15 protein-coding genes and 13 tRNA genes are annotated in these 19,424 nt (G+C 46.6%); 18 read left to right on the forward strand and 10 right to left on the reverse strand.

The genetic code is table 11. From position 1 onward, the window contains the following. Nucleotides 1–30 precede the first annotated feature (30 nt). Genes prmC through hemA form a run of 3 tightly spaced genes read right to left on the reverse strand, consistent with a single transcriptional unit; the run spans nucleotide 31 to nucleotide 3,269 of the window. On the reverse strand, nucleotides 31–885 hold the full coding sequence (prmC, locus tag OCV37_RS10835; protein WP_038183946.1) for a peptide chain release factor N(5)-glutamine methyltransferase: 855 nt from the start codon (nucleotides 883–885) through the stop codon (nucleotides 31–33). A gap of 6 nt (nucleotides 886–891) precedes the next feature. Further along, a complete protein-coding gene (gene prfA / locus OCV37_RS10840) occupies nucleotides 892–1,980 on the reverse strand; it encodes a peptide chain release factor 1 (RefSeq protein ID WP_038183628.1) in 1,089 nt (362 codons plus the stop codon). A gap of 32 nt (nucleotides 1,981–2,012) precedes the next feature. Continuing rightward, complete coding sequence (hemA, locus tag OCV37_RS10845; protein WP_038183625.1) at nucleotides 2,013–3,269, reverse strand: glutamyl-tRNA reductase; 1,257 nt, start codon at nucleotides 3,267–3,269, stop codon at nucleotides 2,013–2,015. A 170-nt stretch (nucleotides 3,270–3,439) separates the two neighbouring features. Here hemA and lolB point away from each other — a divergent pair, with 170 nt between their 5' ends. The 18 genes from lolB to OCV37_RS10935 all read left to right on the forward strand — a co-directional run bounded on the left by lolB (nucleotide 3,440) and on the right by OCV37_RS10935 (nucleotide 9,823). Beyond that, nucleotides 3,440–4,048 (forward strand): lipoprotein insertase outer membrane protein LolB, encoded by a 609-nt coding sequence (lolB, locus tag OCV37_RS10850; protein WP_038183622.1) that lies wholly within the window; start codon nucleotides 3,440–3,442, stop codon nucleotides 4,046–4,048. Continuing rightward, nucleotides 4,030–4,938, forward strand: a complete 909-nt coding sequence (gene ispE / locus OCV37_RS10855) for a 4-(cytidine 5'-diphospho)-2-C-methyl-D-erythritol kinase (RefSeq protein ID WP_157635047.1) — start codon at nucleotides 4,030–4,032, stop codon at nucleotides 4,936–4,938. Before lolB ends, ispE begins: the two co-directional genes overlap by 19 nt. 106 nt (nucleotides 4,939–5,044) lie before the next feature. Beyond that, a complete protein-coding gene (locus OCV37_RS10860) occupies nucleotides 5,045–5,992 on the forward strand; it encodes a ribose-phosphate pyrophosphokinase (RefSeq protein WP_038183617.1) in 948 nt (315 codons plus the stop codon). Between the two features lie 246 nt (nucleotides 5,993–6,238). Then, a complete protein-coding gene (gene pth / locus OCV37_RS10865) occupies nucleotides 6,239–6,829 on the forward strand; it encodes an aminoacyl-tRNA hydrolase (RefSeq protein WP_038183615.1) in 591 nt (196 codons plus the stop codon). A gap of 10 nt (nucleotides 6,830–6,839) precedes the next feature. After that, nucleotides 6,840–7,931: a redox-regulated ATPase YchF gene (ychF, locus tag OCV37_RS10870; RefSeq protein ID WP_038183612.1), complete on the forward strand. Its 1,092-nt coding sequence runs from the start codon at nucleotides 6,840–6,842 to the stop codon at nucleotides 7,929–7,931. A gap of 283 nt (nucleotides 7,932–8,214) precedes the next feature. Next, nucleotides 8,215–8,291 (forward strand) — tRNA-Met (locus OCV37_RS10875). A gap of 41 nt (nucleotides 8,292–8,332) precedes the next feature. Further along, nucleotides 8,333–8,417: transfer RNA gene (locus OCV37_RS10880), tRNA-Leu, on the forward strand. A gap of 37 nt (nucleotides 8,418–8,454) precedes the next feature. Next, nucleotides 8,455–8,529 (forward strand) — tRNA-Gln (locus OCV37_RS10885). 78 nt (nucleotides 8,530–8,607) lie between these two features. Then, nucleotides 8,608–8,684 (forward strand) — tRNA-Met (locus OCV37_RS10890). Nucleotides 8,685–8,710: 26 nt separating this feature from the next. Beyond that, nucleotides 8,711–8,797, forward strand: a tRNA-Leu gene (locus tag OCV37_RS10895). Nucleotides 8,798–8,812: 15 nt separating this feature from the next. Beyond that, nucleotides 8,813–8,887 (forward strand) — tRNA-Gln (locus tag OCV37_RS10900). Between the two features lie 91 nt (nucleotides 8,888–8,978). Beyond that, a tRNA-Leu gene (locus OCV37_RS10905) sits at nucleotides 8,979–9,063 on the forward strand. A 38-nt stretch (nucleotides 9,064–9,101) separates the two neighbouring features. Beyond that, nucleotides 9,102–9,176: transfer RNA gene (locus OCV37_RS10910), tRNA-Gln, on the forward strand. A 75-nt stretch (nucleotides 9,177–9,251) separates the two neighbouring features. Then, nucleotides 9,252–9,336, forward strand: a tRNA-Leu gene (locus OCV37_RS10915). Between the two features lie 31 nt (nucleotides 9,337–9,367). Continuing rightward, nucleotides 9,368–9,444 (forward strand) — tRNA-Met (locus OCV37_RS10920). Between the two features lie 26 nt (nucleotides 9,445–9,470). After that, nucleotides 9,471–9,557 (forward strand) — tRNA-Leu (locus OCV37_RS10925). Nucleotides 9,558–9,572: 15 nt separating this feature from the next. Then, nucleotides 9,573–9,647: transfer RNA gene (locus tag OCV37_RS10930), tRNA-Gln, on the forward strand. A gap of 91 nt (nucleotides 9,648–9,738) precedes the next feature. Then, nucleotides 9,739–9,823, forward strand: a tRNA-Leu gene (locus tag OCV37_RS10935). A 190-nt stretch (nucleotides 9,824–10,013) separates the two neighbouring features. Here OCV37_RS10935 and OCV37_RS10940 read toward each other — a convergent pair. From OCV37_RS10940 to flgH, 7 genes are all read right to left on the reverse strand, one after another. Then, nucleotides 10,014–11,147 carry a flagellin gene (locus OCV37_RS10940; RefSeq protein WP_038183609.1) on the reverse strand — a complete coding sequence of 378 codons (1,134 nt, stop codon included), beginning with the start codon at nucleotides 11,145–11,147 and terminating at the stop codon, nucleotides 10,014–10,016. A gap of 544 nt (nucleotides 11,148–11,691) precedes the next feature. Next, nucleotides 11,692–12,831, reverse strand: coding sequence for a flagellin (locus tag OCV37_RS10945; RefSeq protein WP_038183606.1), 1,140 nt, complete (start codon nucleotides 12,829–12,831; stop codon nucleotides 11,692–11,694). A gap of 430 nt (nucleotides 12,832–13,261) precedes the next feature. Further along, a complete protein-coding gene (gene flgL, locus OCV37_RS10950; RefSeq protein WP_038183605.1) occupies nucleotides 13,262–14,455 on the reverse strand; it encodes a flagellar hook-associated protein FlgL in 1,194 nt (397 codons plus the stop codon). Between the two features lie 13 nt (nucleotides 14,456–14,468). After that, complete coding sequence (gene flgK / locus OCV37_RS10955; protein WP_038183604.1) at nucleotides 14,469–16,343, reverse strand: flagellar hook-associated protein FlgK; 1,875 nt, start codon at nucleotides 16,341–16,343, stop codon at nucleotides 14,469–14,471. Between the two features lie 161 nt (nucleotides 16,344–16,504). Further along, nucleotides 16,505–17,443 (reverse strand): flagellar assembly peptidoglycan hydrolase FlgJ, encoded by a 939-nt coding sequence (gene flgJ / locus OCV37_RS10960; RefSeq protein ID WP_038183602.1) that lies wholly within the window; start codon nucleotides 17,441–17,443, stop codon nucleotides 16,505–16,507. A gap of 24 nt (nucleotides 17,444–17,467) precedes the next feature. Beyond that, entirely contained in the window at nucleotides 17,468–18,559 is a 1,092-nt protein-coding gene (locus OCV37_RS10965) for a flagellar basal body P-ring protein FlgI (protein ID WP_038183600.1), read from the reverse strand. A gap of 70 nt (nucleotides 18,560–18,629) precedes the next feature. Continuing rightward, on the reverse strand, nucleotides 18,630–19,412 hold the full coding sequence (flgH, locus tag OCV37_RS10970) for a flagellar basal body L-ring protein FlgH (protein WP_038183597.1): 783 nt from the start codon (nucleotides 19,410–19,412) through the stop codon (nucleotides 18,630–18,632). Nucleotides 19,413–19,424: the final 12 nt, after the last annotated feature.

Here is a 19,424-nt window from a genome sequence, read left to right on the forward strand (position 1 = left end):
CTCTTATGGGCACTTTTTATGGCATGAAAACTACGGCAGAAAACAACCGACTGTGACGCGATCATTTCCAGAATCATCTTGCTCAGTATGGATAGACTGATAACCCAGAGACTGAAGTAATCCTCTGACTGATTCAGCTTGCTCATAACCGTGTTCAAACAGCAACCATCCCTGAGGTTGCAGGTATTGTTTTGCCGCAACGGCAATAGTTCTGATATCCGCCAGCCCCTGCTCTGCTGCAACTAAGGCAGAAAGCGGTTCGAAACGAACATCGCCACATTGTAGATGCGGATCGTCCGCATCGATATAAGGTGGATTTGAAACGATTAAAGCAAATTTCGTACCTTTATTGATATTTTCAAACCAATTACTTTGATAAAAACTCACATTGGAGATTCCCAACCGGGCTGCATTGCGCTGCGCTAACTCACAGGCTTCCGGTTGCAGATCAACCCCGGTTACACAGGTATCCGGTAACTCGGAGGCTAAAGCCAGTGCAATGGCTCCGGTACCGGTGCCGAGATCCAAGATAGGCCCGGTAATTTCCCGTGCTTTTTCCAAAGCAACCACCACCAGAGATTCGGTATCGGGACGTGGAATCAGCGTTGCCGATGAGACTTGCAGCGGCAAAGACCAGAACTCCCGCTGCCCAAGAATATAGGCAATCGGTTCACCGTTCTGACGGCGGTTCAGTAATTCAGCAAACCGATTGAGCTGGGACTCGGTAAGCGTTTTTTCCGGCCATGTCAGCAAATATGAGCGGGGCTTTTCCAGAACATGGCAAAGTAATACCGCAGCATCAATGGCAGGCGAAGGACTGCCGCTTTCGGCTAAAACGGCAGTACTGTGGCGAGTTAATTCATCGATTCGGGCTGGCAGAGACATCATTGATTAGTTTTGCTCAGCCAAAGCAGCCAATTGATCCGCCTGATGCTCTTGAACAATCGGACCGATCAAACCATCCAGCTCGCCTTCCATCACTTCAGAAAGACGATACAGCGTCAAATTAATCCGGTGATCAGATACCCGTCCTTGCGGATAATTGTAGGTTCGGATACGGTCACTGCGATCACCACTGCCTAGCAAATTACGCCGGGTATCGGAGACTTCAGCTGCCCGTTTCGCTTCCTCAGCCTGAGCCAGCCGAGCGGCCAGTACCGACATCGCTTTGGCTTTGTTTTTATGCTGAGAACGTTCGTCCTGACACTCAACCACCACGCCAGTCGGCAAGTGGGTAATCCGAATTGCAGAATCGGTGGTATTGACGTGCTGACCACCAGCACCGGAAGAGCGGAAGGTATCAATTTTAAGGTCACTGGCTTTGATTTCAGGCAGTTCAGCTTCTGGTATTTCAGGCATAATCGCGACCGTACAAGCTGATGTATGCACCCGTCCCTGAGATTCTGTTGCAGGAACCCGCTGAACGCGATGCCCGCCGGATTCAAACTTTAACGTCCCATAGACCCCGTCACCACTGACTTTGGCAATCATCTCTTTATAACCGCCATGCTCAGCTTCATTGAACGACATCACTTCAATGCGCCATCCTTTCCTTTCGGCAAAACGGCTATACATACGGAACAGGTCTCCGGCAAAAATACCGGCTTCATCACCACCGGCACCGGCCCGAATTTCAAGAAAGCAGTTCCGCTCATCATTCGGATCTTTCGGTAGCAATAATATTTGTAGCGTATCCGTTAATTGCTCAATCGATGCACGGGCTGCCTCAATTTCTTCCTGAGCCATCTCTCGCATTTCTGCATCATCTTCTTTTGCCATTTCTTCGGCAGCAACTAAATCTTCTTGCGCCTGCTGATAAGCCTGAAAACATTGAGTCACTTCTTCAAGTTGAGAAAACTCTTTTGATAACGCACGGAATCGGTTTTGATCCCCGATAATGTCAGGATCACCCAGCAGGTGCTGAACTTCCTCATAGCGCTCAGCGAGCGTTTCAAGCTTTTGTAAAATTGACGCTTTCATAGTTTCTTCTTTGTACGGAAATAATATCGAAATTAAAGATTATCAAGCCCCAGACTCTGTCTGATTATAGCCAATTTCGCAGGTTCCCCTTGCTCAGCGGCTTGCTGCAATGCACGAGTCGGCGCATGAATTAATTTATTGGTTAGCTTATAGCTGAGTTCCTGAAGGATTTTTTCTGGATCGCCCCCCAACGCGAGCGCCTGAATACTTTTATTTAAAAGATCATCACGGATATGATTCGCACTGTCCCGGTAATCCCGGATACTATCAACCGCCTGCAATGAGCGCATCCAACTCATAAATGCGGCACTTTCTTCACTGACAATCGCTTCGGCCTGAATCGCTTCAACCTTTCTCTGCTCGATATTGCTGTCCACAATCGACTGCAAATCATCAACACTATACAGATAGGCGTCACTAATCTCGCTGACTTCGGCTTCAACATCTCTTGGTACCGCAATATCAACGAACAACATCGGCTGATAACGTCGGGCTTTAATCGCCTTCTCTACCATACCCTTGCCGATAATCGGTAACGGACTCGCTGTCGAGCTAATCACAATATCCGCTTTGGCCAGATGATCAGGAATCTCTTGTAAACGAATCACTTGTGCCCCGAATTGCGCCGCTAGTCCCATCGCTCTTTCGCGGGTGCGGTTGGCCACAATGATTTTCTGGCAGCCATTTGAAGCTAAATGCTTCGCCACTAATTCGATGGTTTCCCCGGCGCCGACCAACAGTACGGTTGCATCGTTCAACGATTCGAAAATATGCTTTGCCAGCGTACAGGCCGCATAGGCAACAGAAACTGCATTACCACCGATATCTGTTTCCGTTCTCACACGCTTCGCGACTGAGAATGCTTTTTGAAACAGTTTCTCTATCGCTGCATCCACCGACGCCAAATCCTTGGATTCCGAATACGCCTGCTTAACCTGTCCGAGAATTTGAGGTTCCCCTAATACCAAAGAATCGAGGCCACAACAGACTCGCATTAAATGGCGAATAGCGGCTTGCTCTTCATGAATATAAATACTCGACTTTAACTCTTGCGGATTGACCCGGTGAAATTCAGATAACCAATCAATCAAACGGCCTTTGCTCGTGGGTTTAATCTCGCAGTACACTTCGGTACGGTTACAGGTTGAAAGAATCACGCTCCCTTTAACATCCGCATGCTCCCGAAGCTGATTCAATGCTTCAGGCAGCTTATCTGGTCCAAACGCAACTTTTTCACGCAGTTCCAGAGGCGCTGTTTGATGATTAATTCCAATGGCAAGTAAGGACATCGACTGGAGGTACTCTGATCACATCTTCTAAGGGGTAAGACAAGAATTTTACTGTATGCCCTTATTGAAGAAAAGACTTTAAAGGATTTGTTTTTATAACTTCGTGATATCAATGCTATAGTGTTGCTGTTTTAAAGGACCCGTTTTTCGACCAACAAAAGCCCGTATTTATGACTTATCGTATCCTTCAAGTATTTCTAACCATCATCATTCTGGCTGGCTGTAGCAGCGTTCAGCCCCCACTTCAACCCGTGGAATGGCAATCCCATCAGCAGCGTCTCCAACAGATCAATCATTACCAAATCGCCGGGAAACTGGGGTACATCTCGCCACAAGAACGTCGGTCGCTCAATTTTCAATGGAAGAAATCTGACCGTCATAGTCAACTGCGTCTAACCACATTTCTGGGCCAAACCGTGTTGAAAATGGATATTTATCCCCAACGAGCGGAAGCCGAAACTTATGAAGGGCAACACTATACTGCTCAGACACCGGAACTATTACTGCATCAACTGACCGGGCTGGATATTCCCCTCAGTTCACTCAGTCAGTGGATTCTGGGACGCCCGGCCCTTGCAGATACGTTTTCGCTCAAACCCGATAACACGCTGGATCATCTCGAGAAAAAGCTCTCCGATCAGCAATGGCAAGTACAGTACAAAACCTACACGGCTGTAACCTTGAAAGCACAACAACTTCCTTTGCCTGAACGTCTGCTCCTGCAACAAGGCGCAACCAAAATCAATATCCATATTTCGCAATGGAAAGTCACCCAATGAATCTATCCGATGCTATCAACACCGACCCAACCGTCTGGCCGTCACCAGCCAAACTGAATTTATTTCTCTATATCACCGGTCAACGGGATGACGGCTATCATGAGTTGCAAACCCTTTTCCAGTTTCTCGATTATGGGGATGAACTAACCATTCGTGTCAATCCCAACGGCAATATCACCGTCTCTCCGGAAATGGAGGGTGTCCCGTTACAAGAGAATCTAATCTGGAAAGCGGCCCGAAAACTACAACAGTACACACAAACATCTCTGGGCGCTGATATTCACTTGCATAAAGTCTTGCCGATGGGCGGCGGGATCGGGGGCGGCTCATCCAATGCTGCGACAACCTTAGTCGCCCTGAACCACCTTTGGCAATGCGGGTTATCCCAAAGTCAGCTGGCCGAGCTCGGATTGCAGCTCGGTGCAGATGTCCCCGTGTTCGTCCAAGGCCATGCGGCTTATGCAGAAGGCGTCGGAGAAAAACTGACCTTCGTCACACCACAAGAAAAATGGTATCTGGTTGTCAGACCCGATGTCAGTATTTCGACAGCCGCCATTTTTTCGCATCCCAAATTAACTCGGGATACGCTCAAGCGAGATTTGACAACGCTTCTACAATATCCGTACGAAAACGATTGCGAAAAAATTGTCCGAAAGCTTTATCCAGAGGTTGATAAGCAACTTTCATGGCTGTTACAATACGCGCCGTCGAGATTGACCGGGACTGGCTCTTGTGTTTTTGCTGAATTTTCAAATAAAAATGAAGCACAACATCTACTTTCCCGTTTGCCGGATGAAGTTTCCGCTTTTGTAGCAAAAGGATGTAATATTTCGCCGCTGAAAGAAACTTTAACAGGCTATACTCATCGTTGTGAAAACAACAATGGTTAAGAGAGTGATTGGCACCTGTGGCCATGAAACTGTCGTAACATGGGTATGATCAATCGGCCCACACCCAACCTATTTAAATACTGGACGCAACCCTGAGGTTTCCACCGTGCCTGATATGAAGCTATTTGCCGGTAACGCTACCCCTGAACTAGCCCAACGTATTGCTGATCGCTTGTATATTTCTCTTGGAGATGCAACGGTTTCCCGTTTCTCGGACGGCGAAGTCGCAGTGCAGATCAACGAGAATGTGCGAGGAAGCGACGTATTTCTCATTCAATCAACCTGTGCACCAACCAACGACAACCTGATGGAACTCGTGGTAATGATTGATGCGATGCGCCGTGCTTCAGCAGGCCGTATTACCGCTGTTATCCCTTATTTTGGATATGCTCGCCAAGACCGTCGTGTCCGCTCTGCCCGTGTACCCATTACTGCAAAAGTCGTTGCTGACTTTCTTTCGAACGTTGGTGTTGACCGCGTACTGACGATCGATCTGCATGCTGAACAGATTCAAGGTTTCTTCGATGTCCCCGTTGATAACATCTTTGGAACCCCGGTCTTACTTGAAGACATGAAAGCCCGAAATCTGGAAGATCCGGTCGTCGTCTCACCTGATCTGGGTGGTGTTGTACGTGCCCGTGCGACAGCTAAAGCGCTCGGTGATATCGATATTGCAATTGTTGATAAACGCCGTCCTCGCGCCAACGTTTCTGAAGTCATGAACCTGATTGGTGATGTTGAAGGCCGTGACTGCGTGATCGTCGACGATATGATTGATACCGGTGGTACCCTGTGTAAAGCGGCTGAGGCTCTAAAAGAGCGTGGTGCCAAGCGCGTATTTGCGTATGCAACACACGCTGTATTCTCAGGCAATGCTGCGAAAAACATTAAGAATTCCGTTCTCGATCAGGTCGTTATTACAGACTCGATTAAACTCTCCAAAGAAATGCAGGCAACCGGCCGAGTGACTCAGTTGACACTCTCCACCATGCTTGCAGAAGCAATTCGCCGCATCAGCAACGAAGAGTCCATCTCAGCAATGTTCAATGTTTAACTAATCATTGCTTATTTTGTCTTTTGAAAGCATCTCTCCGGAGGTGCTTTTTTATTCGCCAACAGATGTTATTTGCCAGCACTTGAGGGTATTGGTCAACACACGAAGCCATCCGCATAGCGTTGCGACACACCGCCATCAGCATCAATCGTCACAATACATGTGCTTGTTTGAGGAAGTTTGGGGATAAAAAATTCTGTGCTATCATACCGCGCTTTTCATTGTAGCCATCAGGAGAGCCTGACCGTGAGTCAACCCATAAAACTACTTGTTGGGCTAGCCAACCCAGGCCCAGAATACGCCAGAACAAGGCACAACGCGGGCGCATGGGTGGTTGAAGAATTAGCCCGCGTTCATCAGACTGTGTTAAAAAATGAGCCTAAATTTTTTGGCCTGACCGGCCGGGTTACGATTCAAGGTCAGGATTTACGTTTACTGATTCCGACAACGTATATGAATTTATCCGGCAAAGCGATATCCGCGCTGGCAAAGTTTTACCAAATCCAGCCGGAAGAAATTATGGTCGCTCACGATGAACTCGACTTACCACCCGGTGTTGCTAAATTTAAACAAGGTGGCAGTCATGGCGGTCATAACGGCTTAAAAGATACCATGAGTAAGTTAGGTAATAACAAAGAATTCTACCGTCTCCGGATCGGCATCGGTCATCCGGGACACAAAGATAAAGTTACAGGTTATGTGTTAGGTAAGGCACCTGAAAAAGAACAGGAATGCCTCGATGCCGCTGTAGACGAGTCTGTCCGATGTTTGGATATACTGCTCAAAGAAGGTCTTACGAAAGCACAAAATCGTTTACACACATTCAAAGCTGAATAAGGTTATAGTCATGGGGTTTAAATGTGGCATTGTTGGTTTACCAAACGTTGGCAAGTCAACACTTTTTAACGCTTTAACCAAAGCAGGAATTGAAGCGGCAAACTTTCCGTTTTGTACCATCGAGCCGAATACAGGCATTGTGCCTGTACCGGATTTGCGCCTTGACGCACTCGCGGAAATTGTCAATCCACAGAGGGTTTTACCGACCACAATGGAGTTCGTCGATATCGCAGGTTTAGTCGCCGGTGCATCAAAAGGCGAAGGACTAGGGAATAAATTTTTGGCCAACATCCGGGAAACGGATGCCATTGGTCATGTCGTTCGCTGTTTCGAAAACGAAAACATTGTACACGTTGCCGGCAAAGTGTCTCCGATTGAAGATATTGAAGTCATTAACTTAGAACTGGCTTTAGCCGATCTGGACACCTGTGAGCGAGCAATTCAGCGTCAGGCCAAACGGGCCAAAGGTGGCGATAAAGCAGCTAAATTTGAAGTCTCTGTGCTGGAAAAACTGCTTCCGGTACTCACCGAAGGCGGAATGGCTCGCAGTGTGACACTGGCAAAAGAAGAATTGGCAGCCATTGGCTATCTCAACTTCCTGACCCTCAAACCGACGATGTATATCGCAAACGTCAATGAAGACGGTTTTGAAAATAATCCTTATCTGGATGCTGTTCAGGAATTTGCAGCAAAAGAAAATAATGTCGTGGTTGCCGTGTGTGCTGCCATTGAGTCTGAACTATCCGAACTGGATGATGAAGAACGCGACGAGTTTCTTGCCGATCTGGGCATTGAAGAACCAGGATTGAACCGTGTGATTCGTTCAGGTTATGAACTTCTCGAACTACACACCTATTTTACTGCAGGCGTCAAAGAAGTCAGAGCATGGACAATCCCGATTGGTTCAACGGCCCCGCAGGCTGCCGGAAAAATTCACACGGATTTCGAACGCGGTTTCATCCGTGCTGAAGTCGTCGGTTATGATGATTTCATTCAGTACCAAGGTGAAAGTGGCGCTAAAGAAGCCGGAAAATGGCGTCTGGAAGGAAAAGACTATATTGTCAAAGATGGCGACGTGATCCATTTCCGCTTCAATGTCTAACCTGATAGCCAATACTTCTTCAAATAAGGCCCTCAAAATGAGGGCCTTTTGCTAAACCAACCATCATTTCACCGTTTTGAAACATCGATCGTCAATCGCTCATCGCAGCACTCAGCCAATTGATTTACGAGTTATTTTGTCTATAAACAGCGCGGTTTGACTAAAAAAAAAACGAACGGTTGTTTTTCCTCGATTTATTCAAAAAAACTATTGACGCTCTTAAGTCATATCCGCATAATGCGCTCCGTTCGCAGGATTATGGTTCTCCTGCTCCGGGGTTTGTGGCTACGTAGCTCAGCTGGTTAGAGCACATCACTCATAATGATGGGGTCACAGGTTCGAATCCCGTCGTAGCCACCATTTCCTAAGTACTTTTCATGAAAAGTCTTTAGGAAATAAATGCGGAAGTGGCGAAATTGGTAGACGCACCAGATTTAGGTTCTGGCGCCGCAAGGTGTGAGAGTTCAAGTCTCTCCTTCCGCACCATAATTTCAGATAACTTCTTCAACGAAGTTCTGACAACAGGTCTATCGCCAAGTGGTAAGGCAACGGGTTTTGATCCCGTCATCCCCTGGTTCGAATCCAGGTAGACCTGCCATATTTAATTTGTCTCAATCTGGGAAAAAGAGATTGAAACAAACAGCGGGATTGATTATATTGTCTCGCTCTAAAATGAGGCTACGTAGCTCAGCTGGTTAGAGCACATCACTCATAATGATGGGGTCACAGGTTCGAATCCCGTCGTAGCCACCATATTTTAATTCTTTTGCTACTGATATGCGGTGGTGGCGGAATTGGTAGACGCGCTAGCTTCAGGTGCTAGTGTCCGTTAGGACGTGAGGGTTCAAGTCCCTCCCTCCGCACCAGCAAAAGAATATTACAGGTCTATCGCCAAGTGGTAAGGCAACGGGTTTTGATCCCGTCATTCCCTGGTTCGAATCCAGGTAGACCTGCCATATCAGATGGCTTTGAGCTATCGTTGTATATACAAATGCGTTGTATGCACAACAGGTTGAAAGTCGGAGCGTAAGCTCAACAACAAACAATGCGGAAGTGGCGAAATTGGTAGACGCACCAGATTTAGGTTCTGGCGCCGCAAGGTGTGAGAGTTCAAGTCTCTCCTTCCGCACCATATTCTAAGATAACTTCTTTAAACGAAGTTATGACGACAGGTCTATCGCCAAGTGGTAAGGCAACGGGTTTTGATCCCGTCATTCCCTGGTTCGAATCCAGGTAGACCTGCCATATCAAATGGCTTTGAATCATCGGTTGTATGAACAACAGATTGAAAGTCGGAGCGTAAGCTCAACAACAAACAATGCGGAAGTGGCGAAATTGGTAGACGCACCAGATTTAGGTTCTGGCGCCGCAAGGTGTGAGAGTTCAAGTCTCTCCTTCCGCACCATGAATTGGTTATCAACAGATAACGTAACAATGGCTACGTAGCTCAGCTGGTTAGAGCACATCACTCATAATGATGGGGTCACAGGTTCAAATCCCGTCGTAGCCACCATATTTGAATTCTTTTGCTACTGATATGCGGTGGTGGCGGAATTGGTAGACGCGCTAGCTTCAGGTGCTAGTGTCCGTTAGGACGTGAGGGTTCAAGTCCCTCCCTCCGCACCAGCAAAAGAATATTACAGGTCTATCGCCAAGTGGTAAGGCAACGGGTTTTGATCCCGTCATTCCCTGGTTCGAATCCAGGTAGACCTGCCATATCAGATGGCTTTGAGCTATCGTTGTATATACAAATGCGTTGTATGCACAACAGGTTGAAAGTCGGAGCACAAGCTCAACAACAAACAATGCGGAAGTGGCGAAATTGGTAGACGCACCAGATTTAGGTTCTGGCGCCGCAAGGTGTGAGAGTTCAAGTCTCTCCTTCCGCACCATGATTCTGACCCGGACATCTGTCCGGGTTTTCTTTTATCTGTACCGCGCAAATCATATCTGACCACAACCAATGTCAGAGATCATTCTGCTCTGATTGAGAATTCAACTCGGATTAAAATAAGCGATCCCGTTGACTAGCCATAAAAAATCCAGCCGAAGCTGGATTTTTTATGATCAGGATAGTGAAGATTATCCCAATAATCCTAATGCAGCACTGGGTGCCTGTTTCGCTTGTGCCAAAACAGAACTTGATGCCTGAGAAAGGATTTGCGACTTCGTCAATGCGGTCGTTTCTTTGGCAAAGTCGGTATCTTTGATCCGGCTCTTCGACGCATTCACATTCTCATTGATGTTGTCCAAGTTACTGATTGCATGGCCGAAACGGTTTTGGAATGCACCCAGTTCAGCCCGGTGACTATCCACATACTTCAATGCAGCATCGACGACAGCAACCGACTGTTGTGCACCACCAACGGAAGTCACATCAATGTTGCTGACCGTTGTTGCTTTACCTTCACCGATACCCAGTTCACCAGCAAGACTACCACCGAAGCTCACAGCACCATCCACTTTATTATTATCTGTGAATAGTTGCAGTTTACCTTCATCATCAACGGACGCTTTCACCATGTCAGTCTGACCATTGATATAAGTAGCCAGTTCTTCAATATCATCACCCGCTTTCGCGTTGATATTGATGGTTTGCTCGCCATTGAGTTTGTCATTGACTGTAATGCTCAGATCGTTGGCACCACTTTGAACCTGCCAGTCTTTCCCTTTGCCATTTTCAGCGATATAAGACATACCACCCATCTGGCTATTATCGCTACGCATATCTTTCAGATGGAGCATCACCGCTTCACCGCTATCAGAACCGATCTGGAAAGATTTGGTATCGAAAGTACCGTTTAGAAGCTTATTACCCCCAAATGATGTGGTTTCCGCAACACGGTTTAATTCATCATTCAATGCTGTAATTTCTTCCTGAATCGCAACACGATCCGATTTCGAGTTAGAACCATTTGATGATTGAAGAGACAAATCTCTCATCCGCTGCAAAATACTGGTTGTTTCATTCATTGCTCCTTCCGCAGTCTGAGCAATTGAAATCCCGTCATTCGCGTTACGAACAGCAACCCCCAATCCCCGGCTTTGAACACTCAAACGGTTTGAGATTTGCAGACCAGCCGAATCATCTTTCGCACTATTGATTCGATATCCTGAGGATAAGCGTTCCATTGATGAGTTCATCGACTTCGTTGCACTGTTTAGATAGCGCTGTGCCGTCATCGCAGAAACGTTTGTATTAACATTAACCGCCATAGTGGTTTCTCCTATTGATTTTCCGACGTCGCGGAAATTCTTGACTGTTTTCCGACGTCTCGGAAAACTATAGTTCTCTCAAAGTTCGACCTTTTAACGACTCAGGATGAATTTCCTTTAGAAAAAAGGTGGGTTTTTCGTAGCGAAGGGATCGTCGTGCAGAGAAAATGAGAGAAACCACACAAATCTCATATAAAGCCAAAAAAAGACTCAAGTTTTCCCTCATCGTGCCGAGAGGCATGAATTTATGACACTCATGCGCCAGTAAAACCGCGTTTGAAGAGATTGGTTCGGGGAGTAACGAATTGATATGACAGGAAAAGAAAAAGCCCCTTATCTTTGAGAGAACCGGGGCTATTGGTGGTAAGTCAATCATGTGGAGATCAAGAGAAATGAACACATCATGACTAACCGAGCGCATGATAAGGAATGAATATAAAGCAGGTGTTAAACTTGAGAGAGCTTTATATCATCCACAAATCACACTTTACCAAACAAGCTTTATCATATACCCACGTCTGAGCTGACTGATAAAGCTCGGTTACTACTGCAATAGTGACATTGCAGAGTTTGGTAACTGTTTTGCCTGAGCAAGTATTGAAGTACCTGCCTGTTGCAATATTTGTGCTTTGGTCATCTGCGTCGTTTCTCTCGCAAAGTCGGTATCTTTAATCCGGCTCTTCGACGCTTCAACATTTTCCTGTATGTTCGACAAGTTATTGATACTGTGACTCAAACGGTTTTGTTTGGCCCCTAAATCTGCACGTTGCGCATCCACATAATGAAGGGCTGCATCAAGAACACCGACTGAGTTCTGCGAATTACCAATATTCAGGATATCGGTGGTCTGAACCGTCGTATTCTGTCCCGGACCACCATCCAAGCCCAGCTCAGTGGCTAGCCCGCCTGAAACAGAGAGATTCCCCTGAAGATTAGACTCCGCCATAAAGAGCTGCAGGTGCCCATTATCATCCACAGATGCAGTGACATCATCCACCTGACCGTTGATATAAGTTGCCAACTCTTCGATGTCATCACCTGGTTTTGCCATAACATCGACTGAAACCTGCTCACCATTTTTCTTGGTAAACTCTAACTTCATGTCCCGGGCATTCGCAGGAACGCCCCAGCTCATGTCTTTGCCTTGTTCAGACACAAATGTCTGACCACCCATCCGGAAATCGTCGGCTCGGATACTGGTGAGACCAACAATGATCGCTTCACCGGAGCTGGCACCGATCTGGAAAGCAGACTCACCAAACGTACCATTCAACAGTTTTCGGCCACCAAACGAGGTTGTTTCTGCAATTCGGTTCAATTCATCCTGAAGGGCTGAATACTCTTCATTCAGCGCCTTACGCTCAGATGAGGAGTTGGTACCGTTTGCAGACTGGAGTGCCAAATCCCGCATCCGTTGCAATATACTGGTCGACTCATTCATTGCCCCTTCAGCAGTCTGTGCAATCGAAATACCGTCATTGGCATTTCGCATCGCGACATCCAACCCTCGGGACTGAGCAGTCAACCGGTTCGAAATCTGAAGACCGGCCGCATCATCTTTTGCGCTGTTAATCCGGTTTCCCGAAGACAGACGCTCCATTGAGGTATTCAACTCACCCGTTGCCTTATTCAGGTAACGCTGAGCGGTCATCGCTGACACATTGGTATTGACTGTGATGGTCATAGTTTGCTCTCCTATTGAGTCCGCAAGCTTTCTGCGAAGCGGTCAGCTTTAACTCTTATTTGGAAGCACTGACCGTAAATAACTTGCCACATCTGCAACATTGCCGGTTCCAAACCGATAACTTGCGCTCTGATAGATTTAATTCAATTACTGTGCCAACTTTGAAATAAATTTTTTATCCATTTAAATCAACAGGTTAAAACCAATCAAACCCAACTTTCATCTTTCGGGTTCTCTCTGTAATCCTGTTTCATTTCCGCTTTGCCGCTTCGTTGCCGCTTTATTGCCTCAGTCATCACGACTTTGAATTCTGCAACTGACAAAGCTTCTTTCTCAAAACGAGCGTTAAACCCAAGTTCTCGTTTCAATGAACAACATTCAATACAACTCCTTTCGCGACTTATGGCATGGCACATAAGGCAAGTGAAAGTTAGATGTAATTGAATAGTGTTAAGTCTTTCGTTTTACTGAAAGCCTGCTGAGATGCCTGAAGTGCACGAGTATTTTCATTAAACTCGATCACGGCATCCGCATAATCAAGATCCTCAAAACTGCTTTTGGACTTTGCCAATGTCAGTTTGAAGTCTTCATGTTCTTGTTCCTGAATATCCAATGTATTCAGCCGCGCACCGATATCCGTTCTCACTTTTGTCAGGTGGATAAAGGCAGCATGAAATTCCCGGGTCACTTGATGGAGCTTCGCAGTTGCGGAGCCATCGGCAACAGAGTCTCGTGAATATTCCATTGCCTTTTTGAAACTATCAAAAATGTTGAATGTCTTTCTGGGAGACAACTCAATCACATCTCCCGGCGAAATTTGGCCTTTCAGTTCAATATTGACGCCTTCGTAATTAATGCCGGTTTTGGGATCGAATTCACCCGCTTGAACGGCACTGCCATCCTTTTCCAATTGATAGCCATATTTGCCATTGCCCATATCGACAAAGGTAACTTTATATTTCGATTGATCTTGAGGATTGCTATTGGTTGCTTTTTCCAGCAATAGCTCAGAACCTTCCTGCAACTGATAATCGGGTTCATAGTCACCAAAAGGATTATCGATTTGCATAAACACTTTACTGCCGGGGTTATTGAACGGCATTTCCAAACTATTGGAGATTCGCATCTTGCGTTGATAATCATCACCGGCATAAGTCACATTCCCTTCTTTATCACGAAAGAAGGGCTGCTTATCCGGCTTAGTCCCGGCAAAAATGTAGTTCCCAAGCTCATCCTGCACATTCGTCAGATTGAGAAAGTTATCTGCCAGCTCTTCTAACTCGCGCTCTTTCGCCTGACGATCTTCAGGGGATAATGAACCGTTGATCATTTCCATTACGGTACGCTTTGCCTCATCGGCATAATCTTCCGCATTCGAGATAATAACTTCTTGATGTCCTAGTCGGTTACGAACCAGAACTATCGAATCAAGGTATTGACGCAGTTGCTCTTCTTGCTGCCCAACATTCTGAATGTAATGGGTTGCCAGTGGATTATCACTGGGAGACATCAGTTTCTTACCCGAGGCCAATTGCGCCTGATTGTGATAAACCTTGGCTTCCTGACGACGAATGTCATTCTGAACAGCCTGATAGTTATGGAAGCTTGAAATACGACCAACCATAAGATCCTCCTCCCTATCTCAACTGTAAAATGGTATTAAAGGTGTCATTGGCTGTTTGCATAATCCGGGAAGATGCCATATATGCCTGCTGAAATTTCATCATATTGGCGGCTTCTTCATCCAGATTCACACCGGACACCGAAGCAATCCGCTCTTGGGCTGCTTCTTTCTCGAGTCGGGCCACATCCGTCAGTCGGGATGCAGTAGACATTCTCAGACCGACATTGGTATTCAGATTATGATAAACATCCAGAATCGTGGACTCATTGTTGTCCAGCTGCTTCTCCGTCTGGATATTCTGCATTTTTCTCAGGTTGCCGTTATCCCCTTCAGAGGGAACCAGGTTGGCGGTAAACTTATCTTTTGGTAATGCACCGGCAGACAGTTCAAAAGTTGTCCCCATGACGGTCACAGGACCAGATGGCGGATAAGCTTGATTTTCTGCAACAATATTGCCGGCTTTATCTTTTACCGTGAAAGTATCACCCAGCTCAGAAACATCGATTTCAAACTCTCGCAACTCACCGGCTTGTATAATTTTGAACTTAGCGCTCCCTTGGGCGAAGGTCGTTGACGCTTCATAACTCTGAGCGGCAATTTTTGCCGGATCATTCATTTCCATTTTGATGGTTGCCGCACCGGAACGTGTTGGCCGGATGAGGACTCGCTCACCTTCTTCCGGTGCATTGCTAATTTCAATTCTCATCCCGTCAATATAGATTTCGCCACCGCTGGGAGACAGCACCCGCTGATCACCATTCGGTAAAATCGCAATATAATCACTGCCGTCATAAAGTAGTGAATACTCACCACCTTTCAATTGTGAAACATCGTCGATATAAGCAGCCATATCCGCTTGAGAGTTACTACTGGTAATCACCCGCTCTTTGGCAATTCGTTTATCGTTCACATCGGTAAACATCAGGTCACCGATGTCACCATTCAGATCAAGTCCTTGCTGCTGCAATTTATTCACATCATAAGAAAAGCTGGTTGCAAGACGGCCGATTTCATCAAGCACGTTCGGAATTTCGTTATCGCGCATATTGAATAACGCCCCGATCTTGCCCCCCATATCTTTCGACGTAATCGCTTTAATTCCTTTCCCTTCGACCATTGCCAGACGCCATTGATGGGTATCGGGATAACCATCAATCATCTTCAACTGGCTGGCTTCAGTACCGGAAACCAAGGTGTGTCCATTGCCGATATGAATATTGAAACCCTCAGCATTTTTCCGTGGCGTTACCGTCACTTTGGTGTACTCAGAGAGCTCTTTGACTAACTTTTCATGCTGGTCCATCAGGTCATTATGTGGCCCGGGAGTACGCATCATTAAACGCTGTAAGTCTCTGATTTCTAATGCAAGCTGGTTAATTCTCTTAATACCGAGATCCAACCCTTTATTGACCGTTTCATACTGGCGGCGGATCGTTTCGTGAAAATCATTGAGGTTCTGAGTGATTAACTGAGATTTTTCCAGCACCACTTTCCGTGCACCCATATCATTAGGGCTGTCAGCCAGAGTTTTGAGTGCATCAAACCACTCATTCATGTTTTCCGGAATTTTCTTGGAAGCAACAGAAGAGAGCATCTTGGATAACATATCCAGATTTTGCTCGGTGTCCTGTTTGTAGGCGTAATCGGTGGTGGCAATATTTAGCTCTTTGACGGCAAACTGATCCCATGAGCGGCGAACATTTTCCACATGCACACCCATACCATAAGTCTGACCGCCGTACATCCGCGGAGCATTGACGCCCTGAATCACAGATTGACGACTGTAACCTTCTGTATTTACATTAGATATATTGTGACCGGTCGTGTTGAGCTGTCTTTGAGATGTCAAGACACTCTGAGTCCCAATATTCAATAAATCAGACGCCATATCGCCCCCACAAGATAAAAATCATCAGTCAAAACTGAACCTTCTATCAACATAGAAGCAATATACATGCCATTAAATTAATCAGATAAAATACAATGAGTTATTAAGATGCCGGAAGGAAATTTCCGCCCGGCAGAGGCAAGAAAAAAGGAGGGCGTGCGCTAATCCATTTGCTGAATCTGAGCACGAACACGCAGAACTTTGTCCGCGTAATTCGGATCGGTTGCATAGCCGGCCTGATGAATCCCTTCAATGAATGAAGTCGGGTTCCCCTGATGATTCAGCGCAGCCATATAACGAGGATTCTTTCTCAAGAAATTCACGTAGTCATCGAAACTGTCTTGGTAGGAGTCATACGATCGGAAGGCGGCTTTTTCAACCACAGGTGTCTGATCGTAATATTCTAATGTCTGAGTAGCCATTTTGTCGCCCTGCCAACTACGATCTGCTTTGATATTAAACAGGTTATGGCTGCTTCCGCGGGCATTTGCGACAACCTTCGTCCCCCAGCCGGTTTCCAGTGCCGCCTGAGCCAATAATACCGATGCGTCAATCCCGAGAGCCCGGGCTGCTTTTTCAGCATAAGGCTTCAGCGTCTGGATAAAAGATTCAGGTGAATCGAATCGGCCCGGTTCAGCCACAGTATCGGGTGACTGAACCGCTTCAGAATTAGCCTGCCCGGCAGCTTGTTGCTGCTGATGCTCACGCACACGGGCCAACGCCTGTAAGAGTGGATCGGGTTGAACATCCTCTTTCGTTGTTGAGGATGAATGACCATCTATATTGGTAGAGAGCTGAGCGACAATCATGTCGGCAAGCCCCAGTCGGCCAGAAGAGCTGAGTTGGCTGGCCATTTGCTCATCCAGCATCTCGCGGTAAAAATCTTCGGTTTTACTATGTAATAAGTCAGATTCGAAGCCGGAATTCGCTTTGCGCATTGATTTAAACAGCATCGATGTAAACACGGCTTCAAACTGTTTGGCTGCCGCAGTTAATGCTGATTTCTCACTGGCTTTATCACCGCTGACCGCTTGCTTACGCAATTGATCCAGTTGGGTAATATCCTGTACAAAGCCGATATCTTTTACATCATTGACCATCGGGCTTCCCCTTCAATCCTATCCCTAAATAATAATCAGCTGGCCTTCAATCGCACCGGCCTGTTTCAGCGCTTGCAAGATAGCCATTAAATCTGATGGTGCGGCGCCAACTTCATTGACGGCCCGGACGAGATCGTCAAGCGTCACCCCCGGCTGAAAATTAAACATTTTCCCTTTTTTCTCTTTTACAGAGATATCGGAATCAGGGACCACAGCCGTTTGACCATTGGAAAATGGTTCAGGTTGACTCACACTCAGTTTCTCTTTGATTGCAACAGTCATGCCACCATGAGTGACAGCGGCAGGCTTTAACCGTACATATTGACCCACCACAATCGTACCGGTCCGAGAATTGACAATAATCTTCGCAGCACCGACAGCGGTATTAAATTCAAGGTTTTCAACGGCAGAGAGAAATGCAACCCGCTGCCCGGCATCTCTCGGTGCCCGAACTTGTACCGAGGTCGCATCAATGGCTGTCGCCATTTGAGGGCCAAGAAACTGATTCACGGTGTCGGCCATACGCTGGGCTGTGGTGAAGTCTGAGTCAATCAGATTAAAGGTGATGTAATCGCCCCGGGCAAATGGATTTGGAACTTCCCGTTCGACACTCGCACCATTAGAAATGATGCCAACGGTAGGATTATTACCAACGATCTTAGACCCATCGGCACCATCAGCGCTGAAACCACTGACGACAAGATTACCCTGTGCAATCGCATAAACCTGCCCATCCAGCCCTTTAAGGAAAGTCTGCATCAGCGTACCGCCACGTAAACTTTTCGCAGATCCAATCGAGGAGACCGTCACATCGATCGTCTGGCCCTGTTTAGAAAATGGCGGCAATTCAGCCGTAACAATCACAGCGGCAATATTTTTAGTCTGCGGTTTGGTCCCTCGCGGCAATTGAATGCCGAAATTTTGCAGCATGGCATTAAAGCTTTGGTCGGTAAATGGCGTTGATTCTCCGGTTCCCGGCAACCCTGTGACTAAACCGTAACCCACTAACTGGTTGCTCCGCACTCCGGCCACTTGTGCGACATCTTTAATTCTTGCCGCCTGTCCCGGCAAGGATACAAACAGTGTCACCAACAAAAAAAGGGTTAACTTTTTCATTCAATTTACCTTGCGCTTCTCTACCATACACACCGTCTTCTATGCCAAAAAAACGGCGTTTAAACTTAACTTATAGAGCAATATTGAAAAATCGTGCCAAGAATCCAGGTTCTTGCATATCTTGGTTGGTTCCGGTCCCTGAATATTGAATACGGGCATTCGAAATCCGATTGGACGAGATGGTATTGTCAAAATCAATGTCATCCGGGCGGACTGTACCACTCAGACGAATGTACTCATCACCGGTGTTTAATGTCAGCCATTTTTCACCACGAATCACAAGGTTACCATTGGCAAGTACATCAATCACTTCAACGGTGATAGAACCGGAAATACTGTTACTTTGGTTTGCTGCCGCACTACCGGAAAACTTATTATCGTTGCCTAATTTGTATGAAAAATTGTAATCGCCAATTTTCATTTCCTTGCCACCCACTTCCAACGGGTCCATTGAGGCATCATTCTTTTTCGATAAATCAGCATCCGCACTTTTTGCCGCTTTCGTGCTTTCATTCAGTGTGACAGTAATAATGTCACCCACTTGTCTGGGTTTTGAATCATTATATAAGCTCGTGGCGGCACTCAGATTAAACAAAGATCCCGTTTCCGCGGCATAGTGTTTCGGGCGATGGTTCGGATGGATCGGAGCCCAAGCCGGATCATCGGCAACCGGGTCGGTACGCCGACTCAGTCCATCCAACAATCCTGAACTACTGGTATCTCCGGATTTATCACCTTCGACTGCATCAACCAACGTTGTGCCATTCTCACTTGGTGTTTCTGTTGAGCCTTGTGGCATGAGTGAGCAGCCGGATAAGAGACCAATCAATCCCAAAGTCAATAAGCGTTTCATCGAATACCTCTC

The sequence above is a fragment of the Vibrio rhizosphaerae genome, from assembly GCF_024347095.1.
Lineage (GTDB): Bacteria > Pseudomonadota > Gammaproteobacteria > Enterobacterales > Vibrionaceae > Vibrio > Vibrio rhizosphaerae.